This window comes from Mariprofundus ferrooxydans PV-1 (assembly GCF_000153765.1).
GTDB classification, from domain to species: Bacteria; Pseudomonadota; Zetaproteobacteria; order Mariprofundales; family Mariprofundaceae; genus Mariprofundus; species Mariprofundus ferrooxydans.
In genome coordinates, this window is record NZ_DS022295.1 from 215,079 (window position 1) to 227,764 (window position 12,686).

A 12,686-nucleotide genomic window follows, 5' to 3' on the forward strand; every position below is an offset into this window, starting at 1 on the left:
TCTTGCGCGGTCGGCACTATATAGCTGCGAGCTGGATCACACCATCATGTCGGACGCTGCAAATCTTTCGCAAGACGATACAATCCCGGCATGTTTTTAGGTGTGGATACCGGCGGTACGTTTACCGACTTTGTGCATTTTGGCGCAGACGGCCTGCGTTTTCACAAGGTACTCTCCACACCTGCCGATCCGTCGCGGGCCATTGAACAGGGTGTTGCTGAACTGAAACTGAAAGCCTCTGACCTGCACCTGGTGCACGGCTCAACGGTGGCCACCAATGCCGTACTCGAGCGTAAGGGCGCACGCACGCTGTTTGTCACCAATAAGGGTTTCGAGGATTTACTGACCATCGGCCGGCAGACCAGAGGTGAGCTTTATGATCTCTGTCCCGAGCTGCCGGAGGTATGGCTGAAACGCAGCGATGCTGTCGGCGTGGACGGCCGCATTGATGCACAGGGCGGTATGTTGCATGCGCTGGATAGTGCATCGGTTGATGCGCTGACCCGGCGGCTGGCCAGCGGTGATTACGAGTCGGTTGCCATCTGTCTGCTCTTCTCCTTTCTCAATCCCGCTCATGAGCAGGCTTTGGCCGCGGCCATACCCGCCAACCTGTTTGTCTCGTCATCCCATCAGGTGCTGGCCGAATACCGCGAGTATGAGCGGGGCACAACTACCTTTCTCAATGCCTATGTCGGCCCGCTGGTACAGCGTTACCTGCAACGGCTGCAGCATACGCTTATCCCGCGTCATCTGTTTGTCATGCACTCGGCAGGCGGGGTCATGCAGGCCGAAAGAGCGGGGGAGCAGGCGGTAAGGCTGCTACTTTCGGGGCCTGCAGGCGGGCTTGTTGCCGCAACTGCGGTCGGTCGCCAACTGGGTGAAACGAAGCTGTTGAGCTTTGATATGGGTGGTACCAGCACCGATGTGGCGCTGATTTGTGGTGAACCGGCTATGACCACGGAAGGTGAGGTGGCGGGGCTGCCGGTATCGTTGCCGATGCTGGATATCCATACCATCGGTGCCGGTGGTGGCTCGCTCGCCTGGCTGGATGAGGCGGGGCTGCCGCAGGTCGGACCGGCCTCGGCGGGAGCTGATCCGGGGCCTGTCTGTTACGGGCGAGGCGGCAGACAGGTGACGGTAACCGATGCCAATCTGCTGCTCGGTCGCATTCCTGCAGCTGCCCGTATGGCAGGCTCCATGCCGCTGGACAGGGATGCGGCCGAGCGGGCCTTCGAGCAGTACGGGCGATCGTTTGGTCTTGGCGCAATCCGGGCTGCGGAGGCCGTGATTGCTATTGCCGAAGAACATATGGCCGGTGCCCTGCGCGTAGTGTCGGTGCAGCGTGGTCATGACCCGGCCGATTTTGCACTGATCTGCTTCGGCGGCGCCGGCGGTTTGCACGCCTGTGCGCTGGCCGAGAAGCTGGCCATGCGACGGGTGATTGTGCCGGTTGCCAGCGGCGCATTCTCGGCGCTGGGTATGCTGGCCGGGCGCCAGCAGAGCGAGTTTTCGCGCAGCCGCCGCATGGCTGTTGACGATACGGAAACCGCCGTGCAGTTACAATCACTGCTTACGGAGCTTGAGCATGAAGCGGCGCTGCAGATGCCGGGATTGGCACTCTCGTTTGAGCGGCGGGTCGATATGCGTTATGCAGGTCAGGGCTTTCACCTGATGATTCCGCTGGCTGATGGCCCGGATATTGACCTCCCTGCACTGGCGGAGCAGTTCTGCGCGGCACACGACAAGGCTTACGGCCACAGGCTGGCTCGCGCTGTGGAGATCATGACGGTGCGGTTAACGGCTTTTGTCGCGGGCCCCGAACTCATCTGGCCGCCGCTGCCTGCTGCAGGAACGCAAGCGCCCTGTACCATGGTGGATATACACGGGGCAGGTGAGGTGTGCTGCTATCGGCGTGAGGATCTTGTTGCAGGCAGTCATATCGATGGTCCGGCACTGGTGATTGAGGATATCGCCACACTCTGGTTGCCCGAGCGGTGGTGTCTGCAACTCTCGCCGCACGGGCATCTTCTGCTGGAGCGTATGGAATGACGATCGATGCTGTTGCCATAAGCCTCTTCTCGCATCGTTTGTCGGCGCTCTGCGAAGAGATGGGTGCCGTACTCAAACATAGTGCGATTTCACCCAATATCCGTGATCGCGAGGATTTCTCCTGCGCGCTGTTCGATCGCACAGGTGAGTTGGTTGCGCAGGCGGCCCATATTCCGGTTCATCTCGGCTCGATGGCTTTTGCCATGCACGATGTGGTGGGTCGGTTCGACTGGTGCGATGGGGATGTGGTGGTGTTCAACGATCCGTTTCTCGGCGGCACCCACCTGCCCGATATCACCGTTGTGATGCCGATATTTATCAAGGCAGTGCTGGTCGGTTTTTCCGCCACGCGTGCCCACCATGCCGATATCGGCGGCAAATCACCGGGGTCGATGGGGCTGGAAACTTCGCTTGCCGATGAGGGGATGGTGATCTCTCCGCGCTACTGGTTTGTTGCGGGAGAGGAGCAGCCGGCGCTGGCTGCGTCTTTTTATCAGCGTGTGCGTGCGCCGGATGAGCGACTGGGCGATCTCTCCGCCCAGCGCGCGGCCTGTGCGGTGGGTGTCATGCGGCTGGCGGACTATGAGCAGGATAAGTTGCAATCGATGTTTGCGCAGTTGATGGCGGTCTCCTCGCGTTACGGTCGCCAGTGTATTGCCGCCATTCCCGATGGTGTTTTCTGCTTTGCCGATACGCTGGAGGATGACGGCTGCGGCAACGGCCCGCTGAGGATTATGGTGCGCGTGACTATCGCAGGGGAGACGGCCTGCGTGGATTTTACCGGCACAGATTTGCAGACTACCGGGCCGGTCAACTGCCCGCTGGCGGTGACGGCGGCCAGCGTATTTTATGTCTTCCGCTGCCTGATGCCGAAGCATGTGCCGCAAACAGCGGCCGTATTTGAACCGATTACGATCACGACAGAAGCAGGCTCTCTGGTGCATGCCGGAGAGGGTGCGGCGGTGGCTGCCGGCAATGTGGAGACCAGCCAGCGCATTGTCGATGTGCTGCTCGGTGCACTGGCGCAGGCTATCCCTGAGCGCATACCGGCAGCCGCGCAGGGCACGATGAATAATGTGATTTTCGGCGGTGGTGATCAGGCCGATAATACATGGGTTTATTATGAGACGCTGGCCGGCGGCATGGGTGCACATGCATCGGGTAACGGACTCTCCGCCGTGCAGTGTCATATGACCAATACAAAGAACTCTTCCATTGAAGTGCTGGAAATGCACTATCCGCTCAGGCTGCGGGCTTATGCGCTGCGCCATGGCTCCGGCGGGGCAGGTCTGCACCATGGTGGCGACGGGCTGATTCGTGAGTGGGAAGTGTTGGAGGGTTGCCATCTATCCTTGCTCAGTGAGCGGCGCACGAATGCCCCCTGGGGGTTGGCAGGTGGTGAAACGGGACGAAGTGGTATCAACAGCATCTGCCGCGATGGTGTGTGGTCGGCTCTGCCGGGCAAATGCACGACCCGTTTGATGGCGGGTGATCGGTTGCGTGTGGAAACCCCCGGCGGCGGCGGTTACGGATTAAGCCGTGAAAACGAACATCAGGACAGCGATCATGATCATACTGGCAATTGAATCTTCATGCGATGAAACGGCAACGGCCCTGTATGACGGGGATCTGGCGAGCGGCAGCGGTCGTATCCTGGGCGAATGTATTGCCTCGCAGATCGAAACCCACGCCCGCTTTGGCGGTGTGGTGCCGGAAGTGGCATCGCGTGAGCATCTGGCCGCTTTGCCGCCGATGGTGGATGAGATCATGCAGGAGGCCGGGCTCGGCTGGGCGGATATCGATGCCATCGCTGTGACAGCCGGCCCCGGCCTGATGGGAGCGCTGCTGGTGGGTGTCTCCTATGCGCGTGCTGCAGGAGCTGTGCACAATATACCGGTGATACCGGTGCATCATATGGAAGGGCATCTGCTCGCACCCGGCTTAAGTGGCGAGCTGCCGGCCTTCCCGTTTATCACGCTGCTGGTCTCAGGCGGCCATACGTTGCTTGTGCGCGTAGATGGTATTGGCGCCTACAGCCTGATCGGACAGACGCTCGATGATGCTGCCGGTGAATGTTTTGATAAGTCCGCACGCCTGTTGGGTCTGCCGTATCCGGGCGGACCGGAAGTGGCCCGTCTGGCGCTGAAAGGGGATGCCAAACGCTTCAAACTACCGCGTCCGATGCTGAACAAGGATAATCTCGATTTCAGTTTTTCCGGCCTGAAAACGGCGGTGATGTATGCCGTGCGCAAGGCCGGCGGCAGCGACGCCCTGGATGATACGGCACGCTGCGATATGGCGGCTGCCATCGAAGCCTCCATCTGCGAGGTGCTGGTTAAAAAAGCGGTGCGCGCCTGTCGTCAGCAGAATGCACCAAGGCTGGTGATTGCCGGCGGTGTGGCTGCCAACAGCAGCCTGCGCAAGCTGCTGGCAACCTATGCCGATGAAGTTACCGTATTTCTGCCGGAGCCCAAACACTGCACGGACAATGCCGCAATGATCGCCTATGCCGCCTTTGCCCGTTTACGTACCGGCAGCGAAGCTTCCACCGATTGGGATGCGCGCCCCCGCTGGCCGCTGAATGAACAGACCAGAGCGGTATCCGCTCCTTGATTTGAACAGGCGAACTTCACGGATATGACCCCTCGGACTCTCAGCCAGGGCGTGAAATTTCGATTTGGAATTGACCTGGGTCTGGGTCGGTATCCGCAAGCTAGCCAGATGCTTGTTCCTTGTTGGAGGCATCTTGTTCGTCCAGTTCGCATCAAGGAGTGTAATAGACGAAAACTAAAATCATGCTGTTACATAGTTATATACAGAGCTTGACCGCATGCATGGTCAAGAGGCTGTCTATGAATACTCGCTTGAGCCCACACAGTGTTATGCATAGGTGCCCCAGCCGACGTCAAAGAGTGACGCGGCTGAGCCTTAATGGTTAGGTAATAACTCTTGGGGGCATGTTTATACTTTTTTCAAACCTTATGAGTATAGGCCTTGCTATACTCATTTTGCATCTAGAAAGCACCAAATTTTACTGACTGAAGAAGAGCCAAGCCATCTGCTTCGAAATCGGGATATGTCGTTCCCGGTGGCGCTTTGCGAGAGAGTTCGACCTGGATTCCGATATTCGGTTTCTGTGGGGAAATACAATGCATGCCAATTACCTCAAGTACGCTGTACTGGCCGCCACGTTTAGCTTCTGCGCCAAAATCTTTCGATGCAGATTTGTAAATGACGCAGGTTTCCGCACGTTCCTTATACAGTTGTTCACTGTTTCGGATTACCTCAAATCGACCGGTTTTCGGTTCATTGCTTCGCCCTTCATGCACTGCCTTAAGGAACGCGTCTTTAGAGGCAGGGGGTTGTATGTTGTACACAGAAGAGCTGACAATCATTGTGTCATTCTTTGGCGTTCCTATTGCCCCGAAAGCGCTTTGATATGTGGATCGCATGATCGTACCCCATTGATATCCTGCAGGTAACACGAAAGAGACTCCTGGCTGGTTTATTCTTTCACCGCCCTGTGAGAACTGGAAGCTCGGTGCTGTGGCGCAAGAACATAGCAGGAGAGCAAGAATGGAAAGCAATGTGTAGCGCATAAATTAATCCCTTTTAAACATAGTTTACTCATGAGTTATAATGAATATTTTTCCATGCTACCTATCTGGTTCTACCTTTCCGACACAGATGAACAAGAAGGTAGGGGGTAACTTAAGGAGCGTCAAACGATTAAATTTCGAAGCAGACCGGAGGCCGCGGGTTAGCAGTGCCGCCGCCTGTCGCCTTGTTCCAGTGTATCATCATCCCCCGGAAAAAGTGACAGTATGCTAGATTTGAAGAATAGGAAATAAGGGCTCTTACCCCTTTATGGTTATGCAATAGAATCAGGCTCTGGAGTGAATATATGGCGTGGATTTATCTGGCGGTAGCCGGTGTGTTTGAATGCGGATGGGCAATCGGTATTAAATATACAGAAGGTTTCACCAGAGTTACCCCATCGGTGCTCACCATCTTGTCCATGATTATCAGCTTCTGGTTACTCTCTGCTGCCATGAAAGACATTCCTGTCGGTACGGCATACGCCGTGTGGACAGGCATCGGGGCGGTTGGTGTGGCAGTGTTCGGCATGGTTTGCTTCGATGAATCACGCGATATCCTGAGAATCATCTGCCTGCTGCTGATTGTATCGGGAATAGCAGGTCTTAAACTGGTATCATCGTCATCATAAGGTTATGTGCGGCTGCATTTGCAGGGGCAGGGCGGTGCAGCGAACTTGGCTGGTATCAGTCACTCAGCTTCTTCCTTGTTGATGCTCCGGGCGAAGGTAAATAGTGTGGAGTAGAGTGGTGGCGCTTCACCGCTCTTCTGGTGCCGGTAAGCGTAAATCAGTTGCGACCAGTGATTTAAAAGGCGAACGGGAGCCTTATGCAAGCAACGATCATTTTTATATACCTGTTCGTGATCCTCATGGTTGGTCTTTGGGCCGGGCGAAATATCAAGAACATGAACGAATACGCGACTGCAGGCAGATCATTCGGCTTTCTGGCTATTTTCGCGACCCTGTCCGCCTCCTTCATTGGTGGCGGTTTTTCGATGGGAAATGCGGAGAAGGTCTTTCTGGTCGGTGTGACCAATATCGTTGCACTGTGGGGGTTCAGCCTGAAAGAGATTCTTGTGGCGCGTTTTATCGCACCCAATATGCATCACTATCCCGAAGCGATTTCGGTCGGCGATATCATGGAGCCGGCCTATGGTCGCGAAGCGCGTATTTTCAGCGGCTTGTTCGGTGTGATCCTCTGTGCCGGTATTCTCGGAGCCCAGATCAGCGCCATGGGTTACATCTTCAATCTCTATCTCGGTCTGGAGCGTATGCTGGGTATCCTGCTGGGTTGCGGTATTGTGATTGCCTATTCGACAGTGGGTGGCATGCGCGCTGTGGTGTGGACCGACATCATTCAGTTTGTCGTGCTAGCGACGGGCATTCCGCTGGTGCTGTATTTTGGCATTGAGGATGTGGGTGGCCTTGATGCGCTGTGGCATGCGGTGCCTGCAAATCATCTGGAGCTTCCGGGTGATCCGCTCGCAATGATCGGGCTGGCCTCGCTGTTTCTGACCTTCCTGCTCGGGGAGACTCTGGTGCCACCCTATGTGCAACGTCTGTTAATCGGTAAAAACAACCGTGAGGTCTGGCGCGGTACCCTGCTGAGCGGACTCTTCTCTATTCCGTTTTTTGCGGTCACCGGCCTTATCGGTTTGGTGGCGCTGGCGCTGAACCCCTCGCTGGATGCCAATCTGGCGATGCCTTATGTGATCCGGGAGGCGCTATCGCCTGCGATGCAGGGCATTGTGATTGCCGCGGTAGTTTCGATCATCATGTCTTCGGCAGACTCATTCCTCAATGCGGCGGCCATTGCTTTTAGTAATGATCTGGTACGCCCGTTGCGCAGGCAGCCGCTATCGACCAGGGCATCATTGCGGCTGGCCCGATGGACGACGCTGGTTGTCGGCGTGCTGGCAGTGATATTTGCGCTCTCCATCAACAGCGTGCTCGACATCCTCATCTACTCCTACAATTTCTGGGCGCCGACAGTACTGGTTCCGTTGGCGGCGGCACTATTGGGGCTCGGCGTAAGTCGGCGGCGATTTCTGGCCGGCGCTGCTGGCGGCGTGATCGGCGTGTTGGCATGGAAGTATCTGCTCGCTTCTCCGTTCGGGATTGATGGCCTGGTGGTTGGCACGCTGATGAACCTGATCTGTTTCTTTGCCGTGGATCGGCAATCAGCCGTGCGCCGGCCTGTAGCGATAGAAGTGCTGAAATGAGCTGTGATGTGGGGCAGGGTGTCGAGCCGAATGACCTCACTGTCTATGGGCTTAAGGGGCGCTCGCGCGATAGCGCGAAGCGTCCCATTTGAGCCGATTGTTATATGTCATTGTTAACCACGCTGAAAATGATAGCCAGACCAACAGTAATCCCAAAGAAAATCCCCCATTGGTAGGCAAATGCTTTTTTGTACCTAGACCACCAAGGAATAACACCACCAGCAAATAGTAGAAGCCATAATGCAGCAGGAACAATGATCAGGTTATAAAATGCCGGTGTTATCACCGCTGCTGAAACCAACCCAATGAAAAAACATTTCCATGTTTCTTTTTTGGAAGGAATAGGTTCGTTTTTTCTCGCTACAGAAATTAGACCTATAGCTAGTGAAAATATGACAATGCAAAGGAGTATTACTTCTATGACCATGCTTTCTTTGATATATAACGCTACAGGTAACAGGCGCGAGCGCGTTAGCGCGAAGCGTCCTCGTTGACCTGAATGTTAGCCCTGTTTGTCGCTATAAACCTCTTTCGTTTGAACCAAAAAATGATTGCACCCAAGGGAATAGATGCCGAAATTATCCACGGCGCGAATGGGCCAGCCTCAAACGCTGACGCAGAAAACAACTTGATGCTTAATGGCTGGATGCCAAATTGGCCAGTTGACCAATTAATACTTATTGAGCCTATACCCACAAGCACAAAGACAACCCAAAGCCATTTTCTTTTCGGAATCGGAGTGCGAATGCAAAAATAAGTGGTAACCAGAATAAACAAAGGCGCAAGTACTGCTAAAGCCAGGACAAAGTAGTGCAGAGCGGACTTGCCACCAAGAGTAAATTTGTTCAATTCTTTTTGAGAAGCTTTTGTACGATAAACGTTGAATCCAATAACCGATAGATTGTCATCTGACTTTTTCAGAACAACATTTGCCAATGCCCAGCCGTCTGAAAAGTGGTACTCGAACGAGAAATTGCCTTGCCAGTTTCCGTTGACTACATTGACCTGAGATCCGATTAACTCGGTGCTTAGTAAATTTCCGCTTGGAAAATACTTCGCCGCCTCTAAAAGCTTATTATCAGTAACTTGCGCCTCGATACTCGGATCAATGTATTTCTTGATGGATTCGAAATCCCTCGTTTGCAGCCGATGTAGATAATCTTTCGCAAACGCTGATTCTTGTTTTGGAATCAGATTGTCCGCCATATCCTGATACGAGCAGCCAGCAATCAACATGAGCACGGCTGCAATTAAGATTGATGTTAATTTCTTCATGACATCCTTTTTTAGGCTAACGCCAATCATCACGGGTTGCTATGGAGCGGCAGCGGAATAGCAATCCGGTGCATGATTTTGTTATGCCTTTTCTGCGATATAGCCGCCAAACAAGTACGATTGGTAAAATTTGCAAACATTTGTAAAACCTGTGATTTGCAACAAGTCAACAATTCTTTCCCCTGGTATAAATTGCAAATCGGCATCTACATGCTCAAAATCCTTATCTATTTGTTCTTTGTCATCCCTTGTGTTGTATTGGTGGCTTTTCCATGCAGACAGTAACAAGTTGAATTTTTCTGAGTCTTTTTCCCCTTCAAGGTCAATGAGAACAAACTTGGCACCTTTTTTTAGCTTTGCTGAAATATCCTGAAGGTATGCTTCTTTATCTCCATTGTCTTTCAGGAATTGCATTACCAGAATTGAAGTGGCGGCATCAAAATTGTTTTCCTTTAATTTGTCAACTTTGCCCTCAACTACATCAATTTTATCAGCTAACCCAAGTTGGATAATTTTGTTTGTAGAGCTTTTTACCATTTCTGGTGTTGGATCGACACCGATAATATGCCACCCCTCTTGGTTTTCAGCATATGTTACAGCTTCATGGCCTGTGCCAATACCGACAACAAGAATTTTAGCATTTTCAGTTAAGTTGTCTTTGAGGAGATAGTATGTCAGATCATGCATTTCACTGTAGCCACGTATGACCTTTCGTATTTTCTCATCGTAAACACTGGCATGTTTATCGCCAAAGTGATTTGTGGCATCAAAATCAGTTTTATTTGTCATCTGTCTTTCTTGTCATCTTTTGGTTTCTTTGTTTTTGTTTGGCATAACTTATTAATAGGTATAAGTATCTTTTTGCATGGCGACCATAATACCCTCCCTCCGATTAACTGTGCTTGAGCATATCTTAGAGCACTTCGAGTAGCAAATTGAAGGAAGCGTTATACTTTTACCCGTAAATATCGTGGTTAGGTAGCGTTAGATATAATCCGGTATATTGATATTCCTTGTTATATATAACGCCATCGAATGGCAGAAGTTGGCCGTTTTCAAGAGTGGGTGCTGCCAAGTTTTCGTGCTTAGCGTTACAGGCGGCGGGTTACTGCAAGGCCAGCGCAGTGAAGGCGGCGACGCCGCTCCTCATGGAGCTTTCCTCGATATCGAAGTTGGGATGATGCAGCGGGTAGCGGGTTTCAGGGCCGCCGCCGGTGCCTAGGCGAAACAGGCAGCCGGGAATATCGTGCAGGAATTCGGCGAAATCTTCGCCGCCCATCGACGGCTCCTGAATCTCGATCATGTTAACATCCGGAATGAATTGTTCAAATATACCGGTAGCATGGTGCAATATATTCGAGTCATTAATCAGCACAGGTGTGGCCTGACGCAGCGTGAATGTAGCGGTAGCACCCCAGGCTTCGGCCGTCTGGCGGATGATATGATCCATGCGCGTGCGAATCTCTTCATGCACCTCCGGGTGCAGGCTGCGGATGGTGCCGGATAAGCTTACTGATTCAGGAATAACATTACCGGCATGACCGCCGTGAATCTGACCGATGGTCAGTACGGCCGGGTGCAGCGGGTTGACCTTGCGGCCAACAATATGGTGCAGAGCCTGAATGATCTGGGCGGCGATCAGCACCACATCGGTACACTCATGAGGCCGTGCTGCATGGCCGCCGCGCCCTTTGATCTCCACATCGAACATATCGGCAGCGGCGCACATCGCACCCTCCCTGATGCCGATGGAGCCGGCAGGCAGATAGGGGTAGACATGCAGGGCATAAATCTGTTCCGGTTTGATATCGCCGAACAGCTTCTCTCCCAGCATGGCAGCAGCCCCCACGCAGGTCTCTTCGGCCGGTTGAAAGACGAAGGCGATATTATGTCTGAGCTGATCCTTTAACTGAGTAACAGCGTGTATGCTGCCGAGCAGGATAGCGGTATGTGCATCATGGCCGCAGCTATGAGAGATGCCGTCAACCTGCGAGCTGTAGTCGCTGGAAGGGCCACTCTCATGAATGGGGAGCGCATCCATATCCGCACGAAACGCCAGCCACGGCAACGTGTCATCCACTGTAAGTGTGGCAAGCACGCCGTAGCCGCCGATCCTCTCGCGCACTTCCAGGCCAAGATCACGGCAGCGGGTTGCAACCATGGCGGCCGTCTCTCTTTCCTGACCGGATAACTCGGGATGCCGGTGCAGTTGTCGACGGATATCGATGATTGCCGGCATCAGCGCATCAATTGTCCGGTTCAGTCGATCCGCGATCGCTGTTTCAATATCCTGCTTCATCAGCTCCATCCGTCCTGTTCTCTCATGGCAGCGATCATGGCAGGAAATGCAGCGTGTGTCGCATGCAGTTGCCGCTGCATTGCGGCACCTCCCGCGTGCTTGCGCCAGTGCCCGATGCGGCCTGCTACCAGCTCCAGTTCACTCTGTTCAATGCCGCCGGCAGCAAGCGCACCAAGGCGCATCTCCAGCCAGTCGAGTACCGGCATCAGCCTTTCGGTGAACGGATCAATCATCGTGCCGTGCATGCCGTAACGGCAGGCGCGCCAGCGATTTTCACGGATCAATGACGGATGCACGCGCGGCACGGCCTCTGTATGCATGGCCGCCATCGCTTCGGCGCGCACATAGGCGATATAGGCTTGCGTATCTGCACGTGAACCGGGCATATCGCCGATACGCACTTCCAGCGTGCCGAAATCCGGATGCGGGCGCATCTCCCACCAGATATCGCGCACCGAATCGATACTGTCTGTGGCCTGCAGGCGGCCGGCACAGTGTTCGAAATCCCGCCAATTTTCAAAATAGAAGGGCATGCCACCCTGACTCAATCCCTCGAATACCTTGATGCGGCTGGCGGAGAGCCCCGTATCCTCTCCCTGCCAGAAGGGGGAGTTGGCCGAGATAGCGAGAAATACCGGCATGATCGGCAGTAGATGGTTCATCGCGCGGATGCAGGTATCGCCATCGGGCATGCCGATATGGACATGGATGCCGAAGATATTAAATCGGCGCACCATCCACTGCAGTCGCTCGAGCAGGCGGGCATAGCGCTGATCATCGGTAACCTGTTGATCGCGCCAGTGGGATGTCGGATGCGTGCCGGCAGAGAGCAGGGCGGCATGCTGGCCGCCCAGAATCTGTGAGACCTGATCGTAGAGTGCCTGTAGCTCATCGACTGCTGCGGAGGTGGATCTGTGGATGTCGGTATTGATCTCGACGGTGGAGGTGAACAACTCCGGTTTGATGCGAGCTGATTCACCGACAGCAGCAAAGACAGCAGGGGCTGCCGGGACCTGCTCACCGCTATTGATATCGACCGTCATCCACTCCATCTCCACGCCCAGTGTGCCGGGTGAGGAATCCTGAAAGGCAATGGTGCGCATGGATTCGGACATGTGTGAGAGTATAGCTGCACAGCACAGATGATAGAACCTATAAAATAGCTTGCCGGTATCTGTTGTTCAGCTCCTGTTTTTATAACCCTTATTTCTTTCAGGCTTATTTCAGCTTGCTTATTCACTGT

Annotated in this window: 11 protein-coding genes; 5 read left to right on the forward strand and 6 right to left on the reverse strand. The window is 53.9% G+C overall.

The features are described 5' to 3' along the window. Positions 1 to 90 precede the first annotated feature (90 nt). The 3 genes from SPV1_RS07830 to tsaD are packed head-to-tail and all read left to right on the forward strand — an operon-like array spanning position 91 to position 4,662. A complete protein-coding gene (locus SPV1_RS07830) occupies positions 91 to 2,049 on the forward strand; it encodes a hydantoinase/oxoprolinase family protein (RefSeq protein ID WP_009850611.1) in 1,959 nt (652 codons plus the stop codon). Further along, positions 2,046 to 3,635: a hydantoinase B/oxoprolinase family protein gene (locus tag SPV1_RS07835; protein ID WP_009850612.1), complete on the forward strand. Its 1,590-nt coding sequence runs from the start codon at positions 2,046 to 2,048 to the stop codon at positions 3,633 to 3,635. The genes SPV1_RS07830 and SPV1_RS07835 overlap by 4 nt, the downstream gene beginning before the upstream one ends. After that, entirely contained in the window at positions 3,616 to 4,662 is a 1,047-nt protein-coding gene (gene tsaD / locus SPV1_RS07840) for a tRNA (adenosine(37)-N6)-threonylcarbamoyltransferase complex transferase subunit TsaD (RefSeq protein WP_009850613.1), read from the forward strand. Before SPV1_RS07835 ends, tsaD begins: the two co-directional genes overlap by 20 nt. Positions 4,663 to 5,063: 401 nt before the next feature. Here tsaD and SPV1_RS07845 read toward each other — a convergent pair whose 3' ends face one another. Beyond that, complete coding sequence (locus tag SPV1_RS07845) at positions 5,064 to 5,648, reverse strand: hypothetical protein (protein WP_053322503.1); 585 nt, start codon at positions 5,646 to 5,648, stop codon at positions 5,064 to 5,066. Positions 5,649 to 5,953: 305 nt separating this feature from the next. On the opposite strand from SPV1_RS07845, the gene sugE reads away from it, so the two are divergent. Together sugE and SPV1_RS07855 are read left to right on the forward strand one after the other, a co-directional pair. Then, a complete protein-coding gene (gene sugE / locus SPV1_RS07850) occupies positions 5,954 to 6,277 on the forward strand; it encodes a quaternary ammonium compound efflux SMR transporter SugE (RefSeq protein WP_009850615.1) in 324 nt (107 codons plus the stop codon). A 197-nt stretch (positions 6,278 to 6,474) separates the two neighbouring features. Beyond that, the gene (locus tag SPV1_RS07855; RefSeq protein ID WP_009850616.1) at positions 6,475 to 7,869 is read left to right on the forward strand and encodes a sodium:solute symporter family protein; all 1,395 of its coding nucleotides are present in this window, start codon (positions 6,475 to 6,477) and stop codon (positions 7,867 to 7,869) included. Positions 7,870 to 7,969: 100 nt separating this feature from the next. Here the strand turns inward: SPV1_RS07855 and SPV1_RS14325 are convergent, their stop codons facing one another. The 5 genes from SPV1_RS14325 to SPV1_RS07875 form a co-directional block, all read right to left on the reverse strand. Beyond that, entirely contained in the window at positions 7,970 to 8,296 is a 327-nt protein-coding gene (locus tag SPV1_RS14325; protein ID WP_009850618.1) for a hypothetical protein, read from the reverse strand. 44 nt (positions 8,297 to 8,340) lie between these two features. Then, complete coding sequence (locus SPV1_RS13940; RefSeq protein WP_152909245.1) at positions 8,341 to 9,144, reverse strand: hypothetical protein; 804 nt, start codon at positions 9,142 to 9,144, stop codon at positions 8,341 to 8,343. A gap of 81 nt (positions 9,145 to 9,225) precedes the next feature. Further along, positions 9,226 to 9,933, reverse strand: a complete 708-nt coding sequence (locus tag SPV1_RS07865) for a class I SAM-dependent methyltransferase (RefSeq protein WP_009850620.1) — start codon at positions 9,931 to 9,933, stop codon at positions 9,226 to 9,228. 316 nt (positions 9,934 to 10,249) lie between these two features. Then, positions 10,250 to 11,443: a M20 metallopeptidase family protein gene (locus SPV1_RS07870; protein WP_231288345.1), complete on the reverse strand. Its 1,194-nt coding sequence runs from the start codon at positions 11,441 to 11,443 to the stop codon at positions 10,250 to 10,252. After that, the gene (locus SPV1_RS07875) at positions 11,443 to 12,558 is read right to left on the reverse strand and encodes a carboxylate-amine ligase (protein WP_009850622.1); all 1,116 of its coding nucleotides are present in this window, start codon (positions 12,556 to 12,558) and stop codon (positions 11,443 to 11,445) included. The genes SPV1_RS07870 and SPV1_RS07875 overlap by 1 nt, the downstream gene beginning before the upstream one ends. Between the last annotated feature and the right edge of the window lie 128 nt (positions 12,559 to 12,686).